Source organism: Allobosea lathyri, assembly GCF_900108245.1.
Lineage (GTDB): Bacteria > Pseudomonadota > Alphaproteobacteria > Rhizobiales > Beijerinckiaceae > Allobosea > Allobosea lathyri.
The window spans coordinates 180,592-200,897 of sequence record NZ_FNUY01000003.1; the positions used below are offsets into that span (position 1 = coordinate 180,592).

The following is a 20,306-nucleotide window of genomic DNA, read 5'->3' on the forward strand; positions in this document are numbered from 1 at the left end:
CCACAGGTTCATCATGCCGCAATCTGCAACTCACTACCCCAATGCGCCCAAGTCCCAGCCTGCCGCCCGCCATACGCTTGCGGTGATCGTCGATAACGAGCCTGGCGTTCTCGCCCGCATCGCCGGCCTGTTCTCCGGTCGCGGCTACAACATCGAAAGCCTGACGGTCTCGGAAACCGAGCACGAGAAGCATATCTCGCGGATCACCGTGGTGACCTCGGGCACGGCCCATGTCATCGACCAGATCAAGGCGCATCTCGACCGGCTGGTGCCGGTGCACCGCGTCGTCGACCTGACCTTGCAGGGCGAGGCGCTGGAGCGGGAGCTTGCTCTGGTCAAGGTCGTCGGCAAGGGCGACCACCGCGTCGAGGCGATGCGGCTGGCCTCGGCCTTCGGCGCGCGCACGCTCGATGCCTCGCTGACCTCCTTCGTCTTCGAGCTGACCGGCTCGACCGAGGAGATCGAGCGCTTCATCAAGCTGATGACCGTGGTCGGTCTGACCGAGGTTTCGCGCACCGGCATCGCGGCGATGAGCCGTGGCCCGGACGCGATGTGACCGCATATTGGCGCAAGGCGCGATGAGCTCGCTCGACCTTTACCACATCGCCCTGGCGCTCGGCGCCGTCGGCTTCGCCTGCTTTGCCTGGCCGATCTACCAGCGCATGTCCGGCAAGGCCCCGGCCGAGGCGCCGGGCAGCGGCAGGAGCCTGCGCTCGCCGCTGTGGTGGGCGGGCTTCGTGCTGACGATCGGCGCGATCTTCCTGCTGCGCATCAGCCAGCGGGGAGCGGGCTGAGCATCAGGCAAGGTCAGCCGGCGAAGCCGCCTTCGTCGAGGAATTTGCCCTCGGCTTCAGTGGTGTCGCGACCCAGAATGGCATTGCGATGGGGGAAGCGGCCAAAGCGCGCGATGATGTCGCGATGCTCGATGGCAAAGCCCAGATTGTCGTCGAGCCCTGCATCGGCATAAAGCGCGACGCCCCGCTCCTGCGCGCCGATATCCTCGGCATGCATGAAGGGCAGGTAGAAGAACGGGCGCAACTCGGGATCGACCCTGGCATCGTATCCGCGTTCGATCGCCCGGTCCGCGAGCTTCAACGCTGCGGCGTCTGTAGCGAAGGCGCGCGGCGTGCCACGGAACATGTTTCGCGGGAACTGGTCGAGCAGGAGTACCAGCGCCAGCGCGCCATCCGCCGAGCCCGCCCAGCCGGCAAGATCGCCACGCGCAGCCGCTTCATGGGTTGTCAGGAAGCCCTCGCGGCAGCGTGCGTCGAAGAGTTCGTCCTTGCCGAACCAGAGCTGATCGCCCGCCGCTTTCCAGAAGGCGATGACCGTTTCGATGGTAGCGATGGGTTGCATCTTGTCTCCATTTGTAGCTTTGGCGCAGCGCTGTGAGCAGGATCGCGGAACGGCTGCACCGATCCTGAAATCCCACTTGCGAGGCCTGAAATTCTCGGCTAAATCCCCGAACCGTAACGTACGGTACGGTTTGTGGCTGCGGTTTGAAGTGACCATGTCGGCAACGCGCAAAGCGCTGGACAACGAAGCTGAGGAGCCGACGGCCCGTCAAGAGGCCGTGCTCGACGCCGTGTTGTCGTTGATGGTGGAGGAGGGCGACCAGCTCACCATGAATGCCGTGGCCCGCCGCGCCAGCTGCTCCAAGGAAACGCTCTACAAATGGTTCGGAGATCGTGACGGCCTGCTGACCGCGACCGTGCGCTGGCAGGCGGCGCGGGTGCGGGCAGGGCGCTATGACGGCCAGAATCTCGATGTCGCGGCCTTGCGCGACAGCCTCAAGGATTTCGCCGCGAACTGGCTGACGGTGATATCGAGCCCGACATCGATCGCGCTCAATCGCCTCGCGATCGGCCATGCGGCATCCCACAAGAGCAATCTCGGACCCATCGTCCTGGCGAATGGGCGCTTTGCGATCGGCGAGCGGCTGCGGCCCGTGCTCGAAGCCGGACGCGAAGCGGGACTGCTGGATTTCGACGATCCCGAGACGGCATTCCGCACCTTTTTCGGGCTCGTCGGGCGCGATGTGCAGATCCGGCTTCTGCTTGGCGACACGCTCGACATGAGCGCCGCCGAGATCGAGCGCGACGCCGTCCGGGCGACCGACCAGTTCCTCGCACTTCACGGGCGGAAGCCATCCGCACCGAAAGCTTGAAAAGACCACCAACCCCAAGGAAGGACACCTCACAATGCGCGTCTATTACGATCGTGATGCCGACATCAACCTGATCAAGGGCAAGAAGGTCTGCATCGTCGGCTACGGCTCCCAGGGCCACGCCCATGCGCTCAACCTGCGCGATTCCGGCGTCAAGGACGTCATCATCGCGCTCAAGGCCGGCTCCGCCACTCGCAAGAAGGCCGAAGAGGCCGGCTTCAAGGTGATGACCCCGACCGAGGCCGCCAAGGTGTCCGACGTCATGATGATGCTCACTCCCGACGAGCTGCAGGGCGACATCTATCGCGACGAACTGCACGGCAACATGAAGGAGGGCGCTGCCCTTCTGTTCGCGCACGGCCTCAACGTGCATTTCAACCTGATCGAGCCGCGCAAGGACCTCGACGTGCTGATGGTCGCCCCCAAGGGCCCCGGCCACACCGTGCGGTCCGAGTATCAGCGCGGCGGCGGCGTGCCGACCCTGATCGCGATCCACCAGGACGCGACCGGCAACGCCCATGACCTCGGCCTGTCCTATGCGTCAGCCAATGGTGGTGGCCGCGCCGGCATCATCGAGACGTCCTTCAAGGAAGAGTGCGAGACCGATCTCTTCGGCGAGCAGGTCGTGCTCTGCGGCGGTCTGGTCGAGCTGATCAAGGCCGGCTACGAGACGCTGACCGAGGCCGGCTACGCCCCCGAGATGGCCTATTTCGAGTGCCTGCACGAAGTGAAGCTGATCGTCGACCTGATCTATGAGGGCGGCATCGCGAACATGAACTACTCGATCTCGAACACCGCCGAATTCGGCGAGTACGTGACGGGTCCGCGCATCATCACCGCCGAGACGAAGGCCGAGATGAAGCGCGTGCTGACCGACATTCAGTCGGGCAAGTTCACGCGTGACTGGATGCTCGAGAACAAGGTCAACCAGACCTCGTTCAAGGCGACCCGCGCCCGCATGGCTGCTCACCCGATCGAGGAAGTCGGCGCGAAGCTGCGCGACATGATGCCCTGGATCAAGGCCAAGGCCCTCGTCGACAAGACCAAGAACTGATCAGCATGTTCCGTAACGACCCGGCTTATGCCGGGCCGTTACGGCGTTGCTGCGAAGCTGATTCAAGCCCTTGCGGGTTTGATTCCGCTTCGCAGTGCAGGTGCCTGACAAGGTTAACGAATTTCCGATGATGGGGAGGGCGGGCGCTGCAGGGCGCCCGCCCTTTTCCGTTGCCGCGTGGGGCTGGCAGGTCAAATTCCGGAACCGGATGGCTCAGGGCGCGTTCAGTTATGGTGAACACGCTGGAGCAGGCAATGACAGGCGAGCAATTCCCGAGTGACCGCACCGAGCGTGAAGCGCTTCTTCGCAGGCTGGCACACGAGGCGGAAAGCCGGGCTGGCGCGGTTGCTGTGGCGGAACAGGAGGATGGCGAAGATTGGCCCGTCCTGAGCTGCCTTTTTGGCGGACTCGCCGCCGCCCTGCTGATGAACACGTTCGTCAGCCTGTTCTGACGCTCGCAGTGAGCGGACCGCATTCTCAGGAGTTCGGAACATGATCGACGAGCAGCAACGTACAGCGGAGGCTCCGCGCGGGGAGGCGCCGAGCCAGGTCAATCAGGTCGATGACCAGCCGACCAAGGTGGAGACACCTGTCGAGGCACGCGGCGGCTTGCTGGGGTGGCCGGTCCTGCTGGTACTCGGCGTCAGTCTTACCCTCGCGGTTCTCGCGGGGATTCTGGTGGGTGTGATCCCGCTCTGACGCACGGCGCCTAAGACGACTCAGATCTGCAAGGAGGGTGAGATGACGGTTATCAGGCTGTTCGACTCGCAGATTGTCGCACGTATCGTGCTGACCCTGTCCTTCGCGCTCATGGCTGCGATCGTGGCCGGGCTGGTGTCGATCTAATCCATAGGATGCCCGGCGGGATGACCCGCCGGGCTTTTTCGTTTCAGCTGCGGAAAACTTTTGCGCTCCGCGGCTGACGATCAGAACGTGATCTTGTCCTTGATGTCGGCCTCGACATTCGAGGGAAGGACGCTGCGCTTCACCAGATCGTCGAAATTCTTGAACTTCGCCTTCGCGCGCTCTTCGATGATCTTCTTCGAGCGCGCCTCGCCGATCCCCTTCAGCGAGTCGAGTTCCGCGGCGGTTGCCGTGTTGATGTTGATCTTCTTTGCCTGCGCCTGCGTCGCTGCGGGAACAACGGGCTTGGCCGGTGCTGCGGGGGCCGCGACGGGGGCGGTCGGCTTGGCCGGCGTTACCGGCTGCGTGGCGGTTTGTGCGAAAGCCGAACCTGCGCTGATGGCGAGCGCGGCGAGACCAATCAGGAAACGGGACTTTGTCATGGCGTGGACCCCAAAGGTCTGCCCGGAGCAATGCGTCTGGCGGGTGCCGGGTCGCCCGCCAGGCGACGCTGCCGGCTCAGCGCCGGTTCAGCGTGTCGCGACGGGCCTGATGTCGCTTGAGTGCGGCCCGGTGTGACCACGCCAATTCACGCTTTTGGGCCTGAACCGGTGGTGAATGCGGCATTCAGCGAATTGGAGGCAAGTTTGTGGAGGTGAGTTTTGGCTCAGCGAGCCATGAATTCCGCGAGGCGGCCGGCGCCGTAGAGAAGGCCAAAACCCCAGGCGAAGGAGGCGATCCAGTTGCCGAGCTGGAACTGCAGGAACGGCATCTGCACGATGCCGGCGACGATCGCGATCACTGCGCGCAGCGGCCCGAAGAAATGGCCGATCACAATGCTCAGCACTCCCCATTTTTCGAAGAAGGCGTGCCCTCGGTCCAGCAATTGCGGGTTCTTGTTCAGCGGCCAGTGGTCGCCGACGCGGGGCCCCAGCACCAGACCGACCCAATAGGACGCCCAGAAGCCGCTGCCGGCCCCGAGCGAGGCAGCGAGCGCGAGCGGGATCAGATTGAGGCCCGATGCCCCCGCGACCGCGCCGAAGGCCGTGAAGAACACCGTCGCGGGCACGAGCCAGGACAGCAGCGCGACGCACTCGGCGAAGGCCACCAGGAAGACGATCGGGATCGCCCATTCCTGATTGGCCCGCATGAACTCGACGAGCGCCTGCATCTGTTGTTCGAGTTGGAGCATGGCGACTGGTCGGGTTCCGGGGCGGGATCGGCCCCGGCTTATCGCCGCAGCACTGCGCCGATGCAACCCGAGCTATCGGTGCGTCAGGGCCGGCTGCGCCAAAGGATGGCATTGCCTTCGCCGGGCTATTGCATAATGTTCCGCGCAAAGTCGCAAACATAGGGTCGGCCGGCGCCATCAAGAGCGCCCTCGTGCCGACGGGGAAACGGTTTCATGGAGTTGCAAAGTCACCCGCAGCACGAAGCGGGAGGGGCTATTTCGTCCTCGCAGACGCGTTCGCCACAGCAGGTTGCCTCCGAGCAGGTTGCCGCTGTCGCCCTTTCCGGGGTCGACATCACCTTCCACATCGATGGCGGCAAGCGCTACAAGGCCGTCACAGGGATCGACCTGTCGGTTGCGGCCGGCGAGTTCGTCTCGGTGGTGGGGCCGACGGGCTGCGGCAAGTCGACCCTGCTGAACGCGGCGGCCGGGCTTCTGGTGCCCTCGGCCGGTTCGGTCTCGATCTTCGGCAAACCGCTTTCGGGTCTGAACCGCCGCGCCGGCTATCTCTTCCAGGCCGATGCGCTGATGCCCTGGAAAACGGCGCTCGACAACGTCAAGGTCGCGCTGGAGCCGATGGGCGTGCCCGATGCCGAGGCCGATGCCAAAGCGCGCGAATGGCTCGGCCGCGTGGGCTTGCGGGCGTTCGTCGATCGCTATCCGCATATGCTGTCGGGCGGCCAGCGCAAGCGCGTCAGCCTGGCGCAGATGCTGATCCGCAACCCGGAAATCCTGCTGATGGACGAGCCCTTCGGGCCGCTGGACGCGCAGACCCGCCAGATCATGGGCAATCTGCTACTCGATCTCTGGTCGAAGGACCGCAAGGCGCTGATCTTCGTGACGCATGATCTGGAGGAGGCGATCGCGCTGTCCGACCGGGTCGTGGTGATGTCGGCCGGGCCCGCCGCGGGCATCGTCGCCGACTACCGCGTGCCCCTGCCGCGTCCGCGCGATATCGCCGAGATCAGGCTTGAAAAAGCCTTCCATGAGATCCACCGGGACATCTGGGCTTCGCTCAGGGTCGAGGTGCAGAAGGCCTATGCGATGGGCGACGGGCGCGAACTGGTCGGGGGAGCCACGCCATGATCGTCGCTGTTGCTCGGATCCAGGCGCGACGCCAGCCGTCCCCTTCCCCCCGCTCGCGGTGGGGAAGGGTTAGGGATGGGGGGCGGCAAAGCCAGAACTCCGTCCTTCATCGTCGCGCCGAGCGGCACTGCCCCCCACCCCAACCCTCCCCACCGCAAGCGGGGGGAGGGAGTAGCGTTTTGCCCGGCCGCATCTGTCGCGGGCAGGGAGCAACCCCATGAACCGCGTCAAGCTCTTCGCCCTGCAGGTGCTGGTGATGGTCGTCTTCCTGGCGATCTGGCACGTCATCACGGTCTATCCGCTGTTTGGCGACGTCAAGACGATCCAGTTCTTCTTCTCCACCCCTGTCGCGGTACTCGGACGGACGTTCAACCAGCTCACCGGCACCGAGATCTACTGGCATCTCGGGATCACGCTGACCGAGACGGTGCTGGCCTTCGCGATCGGCTCGGCGGCCGGCATCCTGTTCGGCTTCACCTTCGCCCGGCATGAACTGCTGGCGGCGGTGTTCGACCCCTATATCAAGGCCTCGAACGCGCTGCCGCGCGTCGTGCTGGCGCCGATCTTCGCGCTCTGGTTCGGACTGGGCATCTGGTCGAAGGTGGCGCTCGGCTTCACGCTGGTGTTCTTCATCGTGTTCTTCAACGTCTATCAGGGCGTGCGCGAGGTCTCGCCGACGGTGCTCGCCAATGCCCGCATGCTCGGAATGAACGAGCGGCAGCTCTTCCGGCATGTCTACTGGCCCTCGGCCCTGACCTGGATGTTCTCCTCGCTGCACACCTCGGTGGGCTTTGCGCTGGTCGGTGCCGTGGTCGGCGAATATCTCGGCTCGTCGGCGGGGCTCGGCTACAAGATCCACGAGGCCGAGAGCGTCTTCGACGTCACCGGCGTGTTCTCGGGCATGCTGATCCTGGCGATCTTCGTGATCGCGATCGATGCGCTGGTGACGATGGTCGAGAAGCGGCTGCTGGTCTGGCGCCCGGGCCAGAGTTCGACCACGACTGTGTGAGGGATGGCGTCATGGTCGGCCTTGAGCCGACCATCTCTCGCAGGAGATTCTCCTCTCGCAGGAGATTCTCGGGTCTGCGCTGCGCTGCGCCCGAGAATGACGCGGTTCTTGCGAGAATGACGCGGTTCTTGCCCGCCCACCTCGATCTCGCCTATCTTGCCCGCCGAATGCGTTCCCAGAAACGCAAATCCCATTCAACCGGAGGAATACCCGATGATCTTCACCCGTCGCGCGGCGCTGGCCGCGCTCGCGCTTTCGACCTCGCTGGGATTCACGCCCTTTGGCGCGCTCGCGCAGACCGCCGAGAAGCCGAAGCTGACGCTTGGCGTCGGCGGCAAGCAGCTTCTCTATTACCTCCCGCTGACGGTCGCGGAGAAGAAGGGTTTCTTCAAGGAGGAGGGACTCGACGTCGAGATCAATGATTTCGGCGGCGGCGCGAAGTCGCTTCAGGCGCTGGTCGGTGGTTCGGTCGACGTCGTCACGGGCGCCTATGAGCACACCATCCGGATGCAGGCCAAGGGGCAGGACATCCGCGCCGTGATCGAGCTCGGGCGCTTCCCGGCCATCACCATCGCGGTGCGCAAGGACCTGGCCGACAAGGTCAAGTCGGCAGCCGATTTCAAGGGCCTGAAGATCGGCGTGACCGCGCCGGGCTCCTCGACCTCGCTCACCGCGCAGTATGCCATGGTCAAGGCCGGCCTGAAGGCGACGGATGCGCCGATCATCGGCGTCGGGGCCGGTGCGAGCGCTGTCGCCGCGATCAAGCAGAAGCAGGTCGACATCATCTCCCATCTCGACCCCGTGACCTCTAAGCTCGAGGCCGATGGCGACATCGTCGCGCTGATCGACACGCGCACAGAGGCCGGCACCAAGGCGCTGTTCGGCGGCTCGAACCCGGCTGCCGTGCTCTATCTCAAGAATGACTTCGCCGAGAAGAACCCGGTGACGACGCAGAAACTGGTCAATGCGTTCATGAAGTCGCTGAAATGGCTGGAGACGGCCAAGCCGGAGGATGTCGCCAATCTCGTTCCCGAGGAATTCCTGCTCGGCGACCGGCCGCTCTACCTCCGTGCCGTCAAGAACTCGCAGGAAAGCTATTCGCGCACCGGCATCTCCACGCCCGACGCGATGAAGAGCATGTACGACTCGCTCAAGCTTCTCGATCCTGAGCTGGCGACCTCGAATGTCGACCTGACCAAGACCTTCATCGACAGCTTCGCGAAGAAGGCGGCTGCGGGGTCTTAAAGGCCGTTCCCTTCTCCCCTCGGGGGAGAAGGTGTCTGCGCAGCAGACGGATGAGGGAAGGGTCGCGTCAGCGGCCCTTTCTTGTTTGGGCGAGGGCCTGCCCTCATCCGTCACGGCTGTGCCGTGCCACCTTCTCCCCCGAGGGGAGAAGGAAGCGAACGCTTTTGATTGGCGTGCAGCGCGGCAACCGTTAGGTTCGCCGCGTTGTTTTGTCAGGGGCGTTACCACCACCTATGAATATCCTCTCGATCCAGTCCCACGTCGCCTTCGGCCATGTGGGCAATGCGTCCGCCGTCTTCCCGATGCAGCGCCTTGGCGTCGATGTCTGGCCGATTCACACGGTGCAGTTCTCGAACCACACCGGCTATGGCAGCTGGAAGGGCCGCGTCTTCGACGGCGGCATGATCGACGAGGTGATGGATGGCATTGCCGAACGCGGCGTGCTCTCCGCCTGCGACGGCGTGCTGTCGGGCTATATGGGCTCGGCCGATATCGGCCATGCGATCCTCTCGGCGGTCGAGCGCGTGCGCGCCGCCAATCCCAGGGCGATCTATTGCTGCGATCCGGTGATCGGGGATGTCGGGCGCGGCGTATTCGTGCGTCCCGGTATCCCTGAATTCATGCGCGAGCAGGCCGTGCCGGCCGCCGACATCGTGACGCCCAACCAGTTCGAGCTGGAATTGCTGACCGATATCGAGATCCGGACCCTGGCCGACGCGCATCGCGCGGTCGAGGCGCTGCGCGATACCGGCCCCAAGGTCGTGATGGTGACCTCGCTCGTCACCGAGGAGACGCCCGACGATTCCATCGACATGATGGCTGTCGACGCCAAGGGCGCCTGGCGCGTCCGGACCCCGAAGCTCGACGTCAGCGTCAACGGGGCAGGCGACGCCATCGCGGCGCTGTTCTTCGTGCATTATCTGCGCGAGCAATCGGCGGCGGTCGCGCTCGGCCGGGCCTCCTCCTCGGTCTACGGCCTGCTGAAGCGGACGAAAGAGGCCGGCGCGCGTGAAATCCTCACCGTCTCGGCGCAGGATGAGTTCGTAACCCCGTCGGAAGACTTCACGCCGGAAGCGATCTGAGTTGGCCGAGCAGGTTCCCTTCAGCCCTCATCCTGAGGAGGCCGCGTTGCCGGCCGTCTCGAAGGATGGTTCAGAGGGCTCTGGAACATCCTTCGAGACGCAGCCTGCGGCTGCTCCTCAGGATGAGGGCTCGCCAGAGGGGACGCGAGCGGGATGAAGCTGCGCGTCGGCACTTTCAACGTCGAGAACCTGCTGACGCGCCACCGCTTCGAACCCGGCGGGCGCACCGATACGTCAGCCGCGATGTCGCTGTTCAACTTCCCGCGCGCCGACCATCGCGATGCGGTGGAGCGCTCGCTGGCCGTGGCACTGGAGGACGACAAGCGCCAGATGACGGCGCTCGCCATCGCCGAGGCGCAGGCCGATCTCTGGATGCTGCAGGAGGTCGATTCGCTCGCCAGCCTGCAGGCCTTCTTCGCCAATTACGTCCATCGCATCGCGGATTATCGCTACGGCCATTTCACGCTGATCGACGGCAATGACCGCCGCGACATCGATATCGGCTTCGCGGCGAGGCGCGATCTGGTGCTGCCGCAGGCAGTACGTGTCCGCTCGCACAAGGAGCGGACCTTCGACGAGACGGGCTCATACGATGCGGCACTCGCGGTCTTCGGCATCAAGGGCAGCGACCGGGTCTTTGCCCGCGATTGCCTGGAGGTCGAGCTGAATTTCGGGGATCGCTCGCTCTCGCTGTTCGGGTGCCATCTCAAGTCGATGAACAATGGCCGAGAGGACGGGCGGCAGGTCACGCTGCCGATCAGGCGGGCCGAGGCGATTGCGGTGAAGCGATTGGTGAAGGAGCGCTTCGGGGAGTGCTGGCGCGAGGCGAACTGGATCGTGCTCGGCGATCTCAACGCCTATCGCGTGGGGCTGGGGCCGCTGGCGGAGCCGATCGACGAGGGCGATAGCGGCATCGAACCGCTGCTGGAGGATTTCGCGGTTGACCCGATGGAGGGGCTGCATGCCCATGAGCGCTGGACCCATTTCCGGCGCTTCTGGTCCGATAGCGAGCAGCGGCTGGTCGAGACCCATATGCCGCTCGACCATATCCTGCTGTCGCCGGCACTGGCGGCTGCCAATCCGCGGCCGGCCATGCAGATGATCCGCCGGGGGCTGCCATATCGCGTGCCGCTCGATCCGCGCGCCGCCGACCGTTCCATGGCGCGGCTGGCGACCTGCGCGGACCGTTATCCACGCGTCGGCTGGGACAGGCCGAAGGCCTCCGACCATTGCCCGCTGACCATCGATCTCGATATTCCCTGAGGACGACACCCATGACGCGCCGCTTTGTCACGCTCGACGTTTTCACCACGCTAAAGCACGCCGGCAATCCCCTCGCGGTCGTGCTCGACAGCGAGGGGCTCGATTCGCAGGCCATGCAGGTGATCGCGCAGGAGTTCAACCTGTCGGAGACGGTGTTCGTCGCACCACCGGCGCAAGCGGGACATCGGGCCGCGATCCGGATTTTTACGCCTGGCCGCGAGTTGCCTTTCGCCGGCCACCCGACCGTGGGGACGGCGGTGCTGCTGGCGTTGCGCGATGCGGCGGCGGGGAAGGCAGGCGATATCCTCGTACTCGAGGAGAAGGTCGGGCTCGTGCCCTGCGCGGTCTCCGTTACCGGCACAGGGGCAGGGCGGGCGGTCTTCACCCTGCCGCGCCTGCCCGAGGAGATCCTGCCGACCGGTGACATCGCCTTGCTTGCCGGCGCGCTCGGTCTCGACAAGCGTGACATCGGCTTCGACCAACATGTGCCCAGCGTGTTCTCCGCCGGCGTCGGCTTCACCTTCCTGCCGGTGTCGGGCCTGGAGACGATGGGGCGGATTTCGATCGATACCGCGCAGATGAAGGCGGCGGGAAATCCGAGCGTCTTCGCCTATTGCCGGCAGGAGCCGGAGAGCGGCCATGATTTCCGGGCCCGCATGTTCGCGCCTTCCATGGGGATCGTGGAAGACCCGGCCACGGGCGGGGCGGTCGCGGCCTTCGCCGGTGCGATCATGCGCTTCGAGCGGCCCGGCGATGGCGAGCATCGGCTCGTGGTCGAGCAGGGCTATGAGATGGGCCGTCCCTCGCAGATCACACTCGAACTCACGGTCAAGGAGGGGGCGCTGGTCTCGGCGCGCATCGGCGGCTCGGCCGTGACGGTCAGCGAAGGCGTGCTGCTGTGACGACTGGTGTGGTCGATGGCAGCATCGTGCCGCTGCACCGGGTCGATGCGCGTGTCGAGCCGTATGACTGGGTCTTTGCCCGCGAGAGCGAGGCCGAAATCGCTTCGCATTGGGCAAGGATCAGCGCGGGAAAGCCCGCCATGTTCAATGGCCGCGTCATGCTGCAGCACCATTCGGCCATCGCCGACGGCGTGTTCCAGGGCGGGTATTTCGAGACGGATTATGCGGCTTTCATCAGCTGGCGGGATTTCGGGCTGCCGGGACCTGTCGTGCGCAACGGCTTTGCGATGGGGGCGTTGCGTGCGGCCGACGGCGCCTTTCTGTGCGGGCAGATGGGTGAGCATACCGCCAATCCCGGCAAGGTCTATTTCGCCGCCGGCACGCCCGACCGCAGCGATGTCCGCGACGACGGCTCGCTCGACCTTGCCGGTAGCGTCATCCGCGAGCTGGTCGAGGAGACCGGGCTGGAACCGCACGAGATTACCGTCGGCGAGGGGTGGGATGCGGTGATCGCGCCCGGCCGCATCGCCTTCATGCGGCCAGTCATCATGCCCCTGCCGGCAACCGAGGCGCGCGAATTGATGCTTTCGCGGATGGCGGAGCAGGCCGAGCCCGAACTTGCGGATATCGTGATCGTCCGCAGCCTGGCCGAGGCCGAGCGCCTCGACATGCCGCCTTTCATGCTGAGCTACCTCACCCATATCTATGGGCAGGGCTGATCCTGCCTCCCCGCCATCCGGAAACGACATGATGACCGCGTCCGAAGCCATGCCTGCTGAAGCCTTGTCTCCCGAAGCCCCGTCGCCCGAAACTCTGGCCCTTCTTGCCGACAACCCCTTCGCCGTCATCTGGAAAACGCCGTTTGGACTGCCGCCTTTCGCGGCGATCAGGCCGGACCATATCTTCCCGGCCTTCGAGGCGGCGCTCGGCAAGAACAGGAGCGAGATCGCCGCGATCGTGGCCGATCCGGCTGCGCCGAGCTTCGCGAACACGATCGAGGCGCTGGAGCGGGCCGGCAAGGCCCTCAGCCGCGTCGGCGGCGTGTTCTACAATCTCAGCGGGGCCGATACGAACGATGCCCTGCAAGCGATCGACCGCGATCTCTCGCCGCTGACCTCGCGGCACTGGTCGGCGATCATGATGGATCCGGACCTGTTCGCCCGGGTCGATGCCGTCCATGCCCAGCGCGACGCGCTTGGCCTCGATGCCGAGCAGATGCGCCTGCTGGAGCGCACCTATCGCGGCTTCATCCGCTCGGGCGCGAAGCTTGGCCCCGAAGAGAAGAAGCGGCTCGCCGCGATCAACGAGCGCCTGTCGGGACTCGGCATCCAGTTTGGCCAGAACGTGCTCAAGGACGAATCGAGCTATGCGCTGATCGTCGAGGACAAGGCGGAAGGCGACGCAGGGCTTGCGGGCGATGCAGGGCTTGCAGGCGACGTAGGGCTTGCAGGCGACGCAGGGCTTGCAGGTCTGCCGGCTTTCCTGATCGCGGCGATGGCGCGCGCCGCCACCGATCGCGGCCATCCCGGCAAGCATGCGGTGACGCTGTCGCGCTCGATCATCGAGCCGTTCCTGACCTTCTCGACTCGGCGTGACCTGCGTGAGGAAGCCTTCATCGCCTGGAGCAAGCGCGGCGAGAATGGCGGCGAGACCGACAACCGCGCCATCGTCGCGGAAATGGTGAAGCTGCGCGCGGAGAAGGCGCGGCTTTTGGGCTTCGCGACCTTCGCGCATTTCAAGCTCGACGATTCCATGGCGAAGACGCCGGAAAATGTTCGCGACCTCCTCGAACTGGTCTGGAAGCCGGCCAAGGCGCGCGCTGCGCAGGAAGCCGCCAATCTCGCGGCTCTGGCGCAGGCCGAGGGCGAAAACAGCGCGATCCGGCCATGGGACTGGCGCCATTATGCCGAGAAGGTGCGCCAGCAGACCTTTGCGCTCGATGAGGCCGTGCTGAAGCCCTATCTGCAGCTCGACCGGATCATCCAGGCGGCTTTCGATGTCGCCGGAAAGCTGTTCGGGCTCACCTTCGAGGCGAAGCCCGAGCTCGAAGGCTACCATCCGGATGTGCGGATATGGGAGGTCAAGGAGAAGGGCGGCCGGCATATCGGCCTGTTCCTCGGCGATTATTTCGCCCGCGCCTCGAAGCGCTCCGGCGCCTGGATGAGCGCCTATCGCAGCCAGCGCAATTTCGAGGGCGAGGTCAGGCCGATCATCGTCAATGTCTGCAACTTCGCCAAACCCGCCGAAGGCAAGCCGGCGCTGCTCTCGATCGACGACGCGCGCACGCTGTTCCATGAATTCGGCCATGCGCTGCACGGCCTGCTCTCGGATGTGCGCTACGGCTCGCTGGCCGGCACCTCCGTGTCACGCGATTTCGTCGAACTGCCCTCGCAGCTCTACGAGCACTGGTTCCTGACGCGCGAGGTGATGCAGGAATACTGCCTGCATGCCGAGACCGGTGAAGCCATCCCGGAGGCGCTGATCGACAAGATCAAGCGGGCGCAGACATTCAATCAGGGCTTCGCGACGGTGGAGTACACCTCCTCGGCGCTGGTCGATCTCGCCTTCCATTCCCTTGAAAATCCAGGCGAGATCGATCCGCTGGCTTTCGAGGCGGCCGAACTGGCGCGGTTGGGCATGCCGGCGGAGATCACGATGCGCCACCGCACGCCGCATTTCACCCATGTCTTCTCAGGCGATGGCTATTCGGCCGGCTATTACAGCTATCTCTGGTCCGAGGTGATGGATGCCGACGCCTTCAACGCCTTCCTCGAGGCCGGCGACGTATTCGCGCCCGAGATCGCCGCGAAGCTGAAGCGCTTCATCTATTCGGCCGGCGATACGCGCGATGCGGCGGAAGCCTATACGCTGTTCCGCGGCCGGCTGCCGACGCCGGACGCCCTGCTGGAGAAGCGTGGGCTGGCTGTGGTTTAGCCTTCTCCCCTCGCGGGAGAAGGTGGCGCGAAGCGCCGGATGAGGGGGCGCCGTGCGCTATCCGGTTCTGGCGTGGACTGACCGAAACGGAACGCTCACGGCGCCCCCTCATCCGTCAGCGCTTCGCGCTGCCACCTTCTCCCGCGAGGGGAGAAGGACAGGCGCCTTCTCAGGCGGGATAGCCGAATTTCGACTTCGTCGAGCGGATCTGGCCGATCGCGCCGCTTTCGTTGCCGGCGGCGCAGGTCCTGCGGGCATTGGCGATCTCGGCGCTGACGCGACCATGCACGCCCTTGGTGGTGTGTCCGCTCGCGAGATCATTGTCCATGACCGCCTGGAAGCGCTCGACTTCGCCGGAGCAGCCTGTGCCCGTGGGCAGGTGGAAGGTGCTCGGCGTGACGCCGGGGACGGTATAATCCTGCGGCGCGGGGGCCGGAGCGGGGGCGGAACCGGAGCCGGCCGTCTGGCAGGCGGCCAGGGCAAATGCGGCGAAGGTCAAAGCGAGGGTCGTGCTGGCGCGCATCGCGGCAGGCTCCGGCAGGTGGCAATGGCGCCACCATGGCTGATTCCGCGGGCGGTTCCAATGCGGGCGGTGGGGTCGCCATTTTCTATTCGGCCACGGGCAGGAATACGGTGACGATGGTCAGCAGTGCCGCCAGCAGCGCCGCGCCCCAGATCGCGTGCAGGCCGACTGCCTGATGGGCAAGCGCGCCGGCGACGGCGCCCAGAACAAGGCCCAGCCACAAAGTCAGATGCCGGTTCCACGGGCCGGTCTTGGCGCCGACCAGCGAGCCCGCGATGCGCTGGCCGACCTTGACCAGGGTTCCGGTCATGTAGGTCAGGCCGATCGTCGTCTCGCCATTGCGCTGGAAGATGGCGTTCTCCGCGCCCATCGCCAATACGAGGCCGGCGATGGCCAGATTGGGAGAACCCATGGTGTAGGCAAGAGCCGCCGCCGCGAGGCAGAGCGTGACCCAGGCCAGCACCGCCGCACGCGACGATGCCGGGGCCAAATGGCCGACCAGGGCGCCCAGCACGACGCCGATGACGAAGAGCAGGATGACGCCGGCGGCCGTCGCTATGCCCTCGGCATGGCCGGTCGCGAGCTCGATGCCGAGCCTTGTCGAGTTGCCGGTCATGAAGGAGACGAAGAAGCCGCCCAGCGTGATGAAGCCGATGGCGTCGACATAGCCGGCCAGGCAGGACAGGCAGATCGCCAGGGCGACGACGCGGCGCTGATATTCGGTCATGGCTGCAGGGCTCCGGGGCTCCCAAGGCGCTTCACGGCTTGGGCCGATTCTGCCGGCCCCTGCAACTGCTACGGCTGGCTGCCATGCATGCGACATTTTCCGGGGGGAGTGTTCGCGGTGACGAGACCATTCCCATCCTCTGTCGACATGGACATGGCATGCCCGAGCAGACCCAGATCGAACTCGCCGTCTTTGCCGATTACTTCCAGTTCTACCTGCATGACGAGGTCGAGAACGAGGATTTCGGCGCGCTCTGGAGCGATGAGGCGGTCGAGCGCCTGCTGGCCGTCGCCAGCCACAGTGTCGGCATCGGCACGATGCGCAATGTCAGCGTGCCCGTCGTGATTTCCGTTCACGCGCAGGCGCCGGCTGCGGATTTCGACGAATGGGACATGGTCAACGAGTGTTCGATCTCGATCCGCTCGGGTCGCATCGCCGTGTCGGGCTGCACCGATTACCTGCCCGATGCACGGCGCATCGCGGTTGCGCCCGGATCCTATCGTGTGCGGGTGTCCTATTCCGGCCTCGACCATGTCGGCGCCGACGGGATCGAGGGCGACGACTTCTACCGTGTGCAGCTCTGGCCGCAGGCTCCGGGAACTCTCAGCGTGGTGAAAGCGCGGGAGGCGCTGTCGCGCTGATCATGGCTTGCATCTTCGCGGTGCAGTCAGCTACATATCGTTCAATCGAACGAGGAACCGCTTCGTGGCCGCATTCGCCACCCATGCCCTGAGCCAGAACCGCGCCGCTGCGCGGGCTGCAGGCATGCGCGCTCCCCTCGGCCTTGGTCTGCTTCTTCTCCTTAGCCGCCCCTGAGGGCCGGCCGGGCATGCATGCCTGGGCGCTCAGGGGAGTGACGAGAAACGCCTTCAGACAATCGAGCGCCTGAGCTTCACAGATAGCCGCGCGACCTATCCGGGATCACGACCATGAGCAGCACGACCACTTCCGCAAAAGACCGCGTACTGATTTTCGACACCACCCTGCGCGATGGCGAGCAATGCCCCGGCGCCACCATGACCTTCGAGGAGAAGCTCGAAGTCGCCGATGTACTGGACGCGATGGGCGTCGATATCATCGAGGCCGGTTTCCCGATCGCGTCGGATGGCGATTTCGAGGCCGTGTCGGCCATCGCCAAGCGCATCAAGCGCGCGACGGTCGCGGGCCTGGCCCGCGCGATCAGCGCCGATATCGCGCGTGCCGGTGAAGCCGTGCGCCACGCCGCCAAGCCGCGCATCCACACCTTCGTCTCGACCTCGCCGATCCATCTGGAGCACCAGATGCGCAAGACCGAGGATGAGGTGCTCGAGATCATCACCCGCACGGTGGCGCAGGCCCGCAATCTGGTCGAGGACGTCGAATGGTCGGCGATGGACGCCACGCGCACGCCGATCGACTATCTCTGCCGCACCGTCGACGCCGCGATCAAGGCCGGCGCGACCACGATCAACCTGCCGGATACGGTGGGTTACGCGACGCCCGAGGAGTACCGCGCCATGTTCCGCGCCGTGCGGGAGCGTGTGGCCAATGCCGACAAGGCGATCTTCTCCGTGCATTGCCACAACGATCTCGGTCTGGCCGTGGCCAATTCGCTGGCCGGCATCGAGGGCGGTGCGCGGCAGGTCGAGTGCACCATCAACGGCATCGGCGAGCGCGCCGGCAATGCGGCCCTGGAAGAGGTGGTGATGGCGCTGCGCGTGCGCGGCGACTTCTTCCCCTATGATACCGGCATCGACTCGACGCTGCTGATGCGCGCCTCGAAGGCCGTCTCGACCGCCTGCTCCTTCCCGGTGCAGTACAACAAGGCGATCGTCGGCCGGAACGCCTTCGCGCACGAGAGCGGCATCCACCAGGACGGCATGCTGAAGAACCAGTCGACCTACGAGATCATGACGCCGGAATCAGTGGGCGTCTCCAAGACCTCGCTGGTGATGGGCAAGCATTCGGGCCGCGCCGCCTTCCGCTCGAAGCTGAAGGAGATGGGCTACGATTTGGGCGACAACCAGTTGGAAGACGCCTTTACCCGGTTCAAGGCGCTCGCCGACCGCAAGAAGCATGTCTATGACGAGGATATCGAGGCGCTGGTCGACGAGAACATCGCCTCGGCCCATGACCGCGTCAGGCTGGTTTCGCTGACGGTGATCGCCGGCACGCGCGGGCCGCAGCGGGCTACGATGAAGCTCGATGTCGATGGCCGCTTCGTCACCGAGGAGGCCGAGGGCAACGGGCCGATCGATGCCGTGTTCAATGCGATCAAGGCGATCGTTCCGCATGAGGCGGTGCTGGAACTCTACGACGTTCATGCCGTGACCGAGGGCACGGATGCGCAGGCCGAGGTGACGGTGCGGCTTTCGCATGAGGGCTCGTCGGTGACGGGGCGCGGGGCGGACCCCGATACGCTGGTCTCCTCCGCCAAGGCCTATCTGGTGGCGCTGAACAAGCTCGTCGCCAAGGGCGTGCGCCTGCATGCGCAGGCTGCGGCCGAGTAAAAGCTACAGCCCCTTCGCAAACAAGGCGCCGTCATTCCGGGCGCAGCGAAGCGGAGACCCGGAATCCATCGTAGAGCGTATCGCCTTACGATGGATTCCGGATCGACGCGGCTTCGCCGCTTGTCCGGAATGACGGTGCATTCCTTCCAGTTGGCGCCGAAATCGAGTGGGCCCTCAAACCGGCCAGCCCTTGTCTTCCTTGATCGTCGCCAGCACGAAGGAGGAGCGCATGTCCGCGACACCGGGCAGGGTGAGCAGGCGCTGCATCGCGAACTCGCCGTAAGCCTCGATGTCCTTTGCGACGATGTGCAGCAACAGGTCGCACTCGCCGGTCATCGCCTGGCAGGACACCACCTCGTCGAAGGATTTGAGCTTGTCGAGCAGCCGGGTGCGCCAGTCGGGGTCCGATTGCGACAGCTTGACGAAGGCATAGGCCTCGACGCCATGGCCGAGCGCGCGGCGATCGATCCGCGCCCGATAGCCGGCGACGACGCCGTCCTGCTCCAGCGCCTTGAGCCGGCGCAGGCAGGGCGAGGCGGCCATGCCGATCTCATCGGCCAGCGCCGCGTTGGTGATGCGTCCATCGCGCTGGATGGCGCGCAGGATGCGGCGATCCGTATCGTCCAATCGCGAGGGTGAGAGGTTAGGGTGGGGCATGATCTGACCCTTTGACACGTAATCAGGTCATACCCTGCCGATTGTCGAGCCTCACGGCAAGAGATGGGCAGGACATGACCGCGCCTTCGATGGATCATTCCCGTGAGATAGCGGGAGGCGCGCCATGACGTCCGATCCTTTCATCCGCTCCGGCCTGAAGCCGCATGAGATTCCGGTGGACTTCGTCGTCGACCAGAAGCTTTCGGTCTATTCACCTGATGATCACGAAACATGGTCCCGGCTGCACCGACGCCAGGCAGAATTGCTGCGGGGCCGTGTCTGCGACGAGTTCTTCACGGGGCTGGAGGCGCTCGGCATCACGCCGGACGGCATCCCGGACTTCCGCGCGATCAATCGCGTGCTGAAGCCGGCGACAGGCTGGGAGGTCGTAGCCGTGCCCGGTCTGGTGCCGGACCGCGTCTTCTTCACGCATCTGGCCGGGCGGCGGTTTCCGGCGGGGTTCTGGATCAGGCGGCCAGACGAGTTCGATTATATCGAGGAGCCGGACGTCTTCCACGATGTCTTCGGCCATGTGCCCCTGCTGATGAACCCGGCCTATGCAGATTTCGTCGCGGCCTATGGTGAGGCCGGGCTTCGGCTGAGCGAGCCCGAGGATCTGGCCAGGCTGGCGCGGCTCTATTGGTACAGCGTCGAGTTCGGGCTGGTCGAAACCGATGCGGGCTTGCGGATTTTCGGTGCCGGGATCGCCTCTTCGCCCGGCGAGACCCGTTTTGCGCTGGAAAGCGCCTCGCCTCACCGCATCGGCTTCGACACGATTCGCGTGATGCGGACGCGCTACCGCATCGACGACTACCAGCAGAGCTATTTCGTGCTGCCCGGCTTCGAGGCGATGCCGTCGCTCGACGAAACCACGCTGCATTCGGCGATGGCGCAGGCCAGGCCTCGGGCCGATATCGATCCCTCCGTGGTGCTACCGTGCGACCGGCTTTTCCAGCGCGGCGACGGCAGCCATCACGACTCCACTCAAATCGCCTCCTGAGGACGCAGAAGGCCCGGTTTTCCCCTGAAATCGCACGTCGCAGGCCGTGCGCGGCTTGGCGCGGGCGCGATCTTTGCCTGTACTCGCGCGGGGC

24 protein-coding genes are annotated in these 20,306 nt (G+C 65.3%); 18 read left to right on the forward strand and 6 right to left on the reverse strand.

Features of this window, described 5'->3' with window-relative positions; translation table 11 throughout:
* Positions 1 to 13 precede the first annotated feature (13 nt).
* Both ilvN and C4S73_RS08355 read left to right on the forward strand, forming a co-directional pair.
* Complete coding sequence (ilvN, locus tag C4S73_RS08350) at positions 14 to 556, forward strand: acetolactate synthase small subunit (RefSeq protein ID WP_103872032.1); 543 nt, start codon at positions 14 to 16, stop codon at positions 554 to 556.
* Between the two features lie 22 nt (positions 557 to 578).
* Positions 579 to 794 carry a hypothetical protein gene (locus C4S73_RS08355; RefSeq protein ID WP_103872033.1) on the forward strand — a complete coding sequence of 72 codons (216 nt, stop codon included), beginning with the start codon at positions 579 to 581 and terminating at the stop codon, positions 792 to 794.
* A gap of 13 nt (positions 795 to 807) precedes the next feature.
* Here C4S73_RS08355 and C4S73_RS08360 read toward each other — a convergent pair whose 3' ends face one another.
* A complete protein-coding gene (locus tag C4S73_RS08360) occupies positions 808 to 1,356 on the reverse strand; it encodes a DUF924 family protein (protein ID WP_103872034.1) in 549 nt (182 codons plus the stop codon).
* Between the two features lie 154 nt (positions 1,357 to 1,510).
* Here C4S73_RS08360 and C4S73_RS08365 point away from each other — a divergent pair, with 154 nt between their 5' ends.
* The 4 genes from C4S73_RS08365 (at position 1,511) to C4S73_RS08380 (ending at position 3,920) form a co-directional block, all read left to right on the forward strand.
* On the forward strand, positions 1,511 to 2,167 hold the full coding sequence (locus C4S73_RS08365) for a TetR/AcrR family transcriptional regulator (RefSeq protein ID WP_103872035.1): 657 nt from the start codon (positions 1,511 to 1,513) through the stop codon (positions 2,165 to 2,167).
* A gap of 34 nt (positions 2,168 to 2,201) precedes the next feature.
* The gene (ilvC, locus tag C4S73_RS08370; protein WP_103872036.1) at positions 2,202 to 3,221 is read left to right on the forward strand and encodes a ketol-acid reductoisomerase; all 1,020 of its coding nucleotides are present in this window, start codon (positions 2,202 to 2,204) and stop codon (positions 3,219 to 3,221) included.
* Between the two features lie 230 nt (positions 3,222 to 3,451).
* Complete coding sequence (locus tag C4S73_RS08375; protein ID WP_103872037.1) at positions 3,452 to 3,673, forward strand: hypothetical protein; 222 nt, start codon at positions 3,452 to 3,454, stop codon at positions 3,671 to 3,673.
* 40 nt (positions 3,674 to 3,713) lie between these two features.
* Entirely contained in the window at positions 3,714 to 3,920 is a 207-nt protein-coding gene (locus C4S73_RS08380) for a hypothetical protein (protein WP_103872038.1), read from the forward strand.
* Between the two features lie 227 nt (positions 3,921 to 4,147).
* On the opposite strand, the gene C4S73_RS08385 is transcribed toward C4S73_RS08380, so the two are convergent.
* Entirely contained in the window at positions 4,148 to 4,507 is a 360-nt protein-coding gene (locus C4S73_RS08385) for a ComEA family DNA-binding protein (RefSeq protein ID WP_103872039.1), read from the reverse strand.
* On the opposite strand from C4S73_RS08385, the gene C4S73_RS28165 reads away from it, so the two are divergent.
* Positions 4,506 to 4,643 (forward strand): hypothetical protein, encoded by a 138-nt coding sequence (locus C4S73_RS28165; RefSeq protein ID WP_160115696.1) that lies wholly within the window; start codon positions 4,506 to 4,508, stop codon positions 4,641 to 4,643. The two genes, C4S73_RS08385 and C4S73_RS28165, sit on opposite strands and share 2 nt — an antisense overlap.
* A gap of 88 nt (positions 4,644 to 4,731) precedes the next feature.
* On the opposite strand, the gene C4S73_RS08390 is transcribed toward C4S73_RS28165, so the two are convergent.
* A complete protein-coding gene (locus C4S73_RS08390) occupies positions 4,732 to 5,256 on the reverse strand; it encodes a DedA family protein (RefSeq protein ID WP_103872040.1) in 525 nt (174 codons plus the stop codon).
* Positions 5,257 to 5,469: 213 nt separating this feature from the next.
* On the opposite strand from C4S73_RS08390, the gene C4S73_RS08395 reads away from it, so the two are divergent.
* The 8 genes from C4S73_RS08395 (at position 5,470) to C4S73_RS08430 (ending at position 14,816) form a co-directional block, all read left to right on the forward strand.
* Positions 5,470 to 6,381 carry an ABC transporter ATP-binding protein gene (locus tag C4S73_RS08395; protein WP_103872041.1) on the forward strand — a complete coding sequence of 304 codons (912 nt, stop codon included), beginning with the start codon at positions 5,470 to 5,472 and terminating at the stop codon, positions 6,379 to 6,381.
* 217 nt (positions 6,382 to 6,598) lie between these two features.
* On the forward strand, positions 6,599 to 7,390 hold the full coding sequence (locus tag C4S73_RS08400) for an ABC transporter permease (RefSeq protein WP_103872042.1): 792 nt from the start codon (positions 6,599 to 6,601) through the stop codon (positions 7,388 to 7,390).
* A 213-nt stretch (positions 7,391 to 7,603) separates the two neighbouring features.
* The gene (locus C4S73_RS08405) at positions 7,604 to 8,635 is read left to right on the forward strand and encodes an ABC transporter substrate-binding protein (protein WP_103872043.1); all 1,032 of its coding nucleotides are present in this window, start codon (positions 7,604 to 7,606) and stop codon (positions 8,633 to 8,635) included.
* A gap of 233 nt (positions 8,636 to 8,868) precedes the next feature.
* Positions 8,869 to 9,717 (forward strand): pyridoxal kinase PdxY, encoded by an 849-nt coding sequence (gene pdxY / locus C4S73_RS08410; protein WP_103872044.1) that lies wholly within the window; start codon positions 8,869 to 8,871, stop codon positions 9,715 to 9,717.
* 153 nt (positions 9,718 to 9,870) lie between these two features.
* The gene (locus C4S73_RS08415) at positions 9,871 to 10,980 is read left to right on the forward strand and encodes an endonuclease/exonuclease/phosphatase family protein (RefSeq protein ID WP_103872045.1); all 1,110 of its coding nucleotides are present in this window, start codon (positions 9,871 to 9,873) and stop codon (positions 10,978 to 10,980) included.
* Between the two features lie 11 nt (positions 10,981 to 10,991).
* Entirely contained in the window at positions 10,992 to 11,882 is an 891-nt protein-coding gene (locus tag C4S73_RS08420) for a PhzF family phenazine biosynthesis protein (protein ID WP_103872046.1), read from the forward strand.
* Positions 11,879 to 12,601, forward strand: a complete 723-nt coding sequence (locus C4S73_RS08425; RefSeq protein WP_103872047.1) for a hypothetical protein — start codon at positions 11,879 to 11,881, stop codon at positions 12,599 to 12,601. Before C4S73_RS08420 ends, C4S73_RS08425 begins: the two co-directional genes overlap by 4 nt.
* Before the next feature lie 31 nt (positions 12,602 to 12,632).
* On the forward strand, positions 12,633 to 14,816 hold the full coding sequence (locus tag C4S73_RS08430; RefSeq protein WP_425290325.1) for a M3 family metallopeptidase: 2,184 nt from the start codon (positions 12,633 to 12,635) through the stop codon (positions 14,814 to 14,816).
* Between the two features lie 169 nt (positions 14,817 to 14,985).
* On the opposite strand, the gene C4S73_RS08435 is transcribed toward C4S73_RS08430, so the two are convergent.
* Together C4S73_RS08435 and C4S73_RS08440 are read right to left on the reverse strand one after the other, a co-directional pair.
* The gene (locus tag C4S73_RS08435; protein ID WP_103872048.1) at positions 14,986 to 15,339 is read right to left on the reverse strand and encodes a hypothetical protein; all 354 of its coding nucleotides are present in this window, start codon (positions 15,337 to 15,339) and stop codon (positions 14,986 to 14,988) included.
* 85 nt (positions 15,340 to 15,424) lie between these two features.
* Positions 15,425 to 16,066, reverse strand: a complete 642-nt coding sequence (locus tag C4S73_RS08440) for a YoaK family protein (protein WP_103872049.1) — start codon at positions 16,064 to 16,066, stop codon at positions 15,425 to 15,427.
* A 158-nt stretch (positions 16,067 to 16,224) separates the two neighbouring features.
* Between C4S73_RS08440 and C4S73_RS08445 the strand changes: the two genes are divergently transcribed.
* Both C4S73_RS08445 and C4S73_RS08450 read left to right on the forward strand, forming a co-directional pair.
* Entirely contained in the window at positions 16,225 to 16,707 is a 483-nt protein-coding gene (locus tag C4S73_RS08445) for a type 2 periplasmic-binding domain-containing protein (protein ID WP_103872050.1), read from the forward strand.
* A gap of 288 nt (positions 16,708 to 16,995) precedes the next feature.
* Positions 16,996 to 18,555, forward strand: coding sequence for a 2-isopropylmalate synthase (locus tag C4S73_RS08450; protein ID WP_103872051.1), 1,560 nt, complete (start codon positions 16,996 to 16,998; stop codon positions 18,553 to 18,555).
* 174 nt (positions 18,556 to 18,729) lie between these two features.
* Here the strand turns inward: C4S73_RS08450 and C4S73_RS08455 are convergent, their stop codons facing one another.
* Positions 18,730 to 19,212 (reverse strand): Lrp/AsnC family transcriptional regulator, encoded by a 483-nt coding sequence (locus C4S73_RS08455; RefSeq protein ID WP_103872052.1) that lies wholly within the window; start codon positions 19,210 to 19,212, stop codon positions 18,730 to 18,732.
* Between the two features lie 124 nt (positions 19,213 to 19,336).
* On the opposite strand from C4S73_RS08455, the gene phhA reads away from it, so the two are divergent.
* Positions 19,337 to 20,212 (forward strand): phenylalanine 4-monooxygenase, encoded by an 876-nt coding sequence (phhA, locus tag C4S73_RS08460; RefSeq protein WP_103872053.1) that lies wholly within the window; start codon positions 19,337 to 19,339, stop codon positions 20,210 to 20,212.
* Positions 20,213 to 20,306 lie beyond the last annotated feature (94 nt).

Bases quoted from the DNA above. Each gene is read 5' to 3' on its own strand.
- ilvN (WP_103872032.1), top strand. From the start codon at position 14: ATGCCGCAATCTGCAACTCACTACCCCAATGCGCCCAAGTCCCAGCCT.
- C4S73_RS08355 (WP_103872033.1), top strand. From the start codon at position 579: ATGAGCTCGCTCGACCTTTACCACATCGCCCTGGCGCTCGGCGCCGTC.
- C4S73_RS08360 (WP_103872034.1), bottom strand. From the start codon at position 1,356: ATGCAACCCATCGCTACCATCGAAACGGTCATCGCCTTCTGGAAAGCG.
- C4S73_RS08365 (WP_103872035.1), top strand. From the start codon at position 1,511: ATGTCGGCAACGCGCAAAGCGCTGGACAACGAAGCTGAGGAGCCGACG.
- ilvC (WP_103872036.1), top strand. From the start codon at position 2,202: ATGCGCGTCTATTACGATCGTGATGCCGACATCAACCTGATCAAGGGC.
- C4S73_RS08375 (WP_103872037.1), top strand. From the start codon at position 3,452: ATGGTGAACACGCTGGAGCAGGCAATGACAGGCGAGCAATTCCCGAGT.
- C4S73_RS08380 (WP_103872038.1), top strand. From the start codon at position 3,714: ATGATCGACGAGCAGCAACGTACAGCGGAGGCTCCGCGCGGGGAGGCG.
- C4S73_RS28165 (WP_160115696.1), top strand. From the start codon at position 4,506: ATGGCGTGGACCCCAAAGGTCTGCCCGGAGCAATGCGTCTGGCGGGTG.
- C4S73_RS08385 (WP_103872039.1), bottom strand. From the start codon at position 4,507: ATGACAAAGTCCCGTTTCCTGATTGGTCTCGCCGCGCTCGCCATCAGC.
- C4S73_RS08390 (WP_103872040.1), bottom strand. From the start codon at position 5,256: ATGCTCCAACTCGAACAACAGATGCAGGCGCTCGTCGAGTTCATGCGG.
- C4S73_RS08395 (WP_103872041.1), top strand. From the start codon at position 5,470: ATGGAGTTGCAAAGTCACCCGCAGCACGAAGCGGGAGGGGCTATTTCG.
- C4S73_RS08400 (WP_103872042.1), top strand. From the start codon at position 6,599: ATGAACCGCGTCAAGCTCTTCGCCCTGCAGGTGCTGGTGATGGTCGTC.
- C4S73_RS08405 (WP_103872043.1), top strand. From the start codon at position 7,604: ATGATCTTCACCCGTCGCGCGGCGCTGGCCGCGCTCGCGCTTTCGACC.
- pdxY (WP_103872044.1), top strand. From the start codon at position 8,869: ATGAATATCCTCTCGATCCAGTCCCACGTCGCCTTCGGCCATGTGGGC.
- C4S73_RS08415 (WP_103872045.1), top strand. From the start codon at position 9,871: ATGAAGCTGCGCGTCGGCACTTTCAACGTCGAGAACCTGCTGACGCGC.
- C4S73_RS08420 (WP_103872046.1), top strand. From the start codon at position 10,992: ATGACGCGCCGCTTTGTCACGCTCGACGTTTTCACCACGCTAAAGCAC.
- C4S73_RS08430 (WP_425290325.1), top strand. From the start codon at position 12,633: ATGACCGCGTCCGAAGCCATGCCTGCTGAAGCCTTGTCTCCCGAAGCC.
- C4S73_RS08435 (WP_103872048.1), bottom strand. From the start codon at position 15,339: ATGCGCGCCAGCACGACCCTCGCTTTGACCTTCGCCGCATTTGCCCTG.
- C4S73_RS08440 (WP_103872049.1), bottom strand. From the start codon at position 16,066: ATGACCGAATATCAGCGCCGCGTCGTCGCCCTGGCGATCTGCCTGTCC.
- C4S73_RS08445 (WP_103872050.1), top strand. From the start codon at position 16,225: ATGCCCGAGCAGACCCAGATCGAACTCGCCGTCTTTGCCGATTACTTC.
- C4S73_RS08450 (WP_103872051.1), top strand. From the start codon at position 16,996: ATGAGCAGCACGACCACTTCCGCAAAAGACCGCGTACTGATTTTCGAC.
- C4S73_RS08455 (WP_103872052.1), bottom strand. From the start codon at position 19,212: ATGCCCCACCCTAACCTCTCACCCTCGCGATTGGACGATACGGATCGC.
- phhA (WP_103872053.1), top strand. From the start codon at position 19,337: ATGACGTCCGATCCTTTCATCCGCTCCGGCCTGAAGCCGCATGAGATT.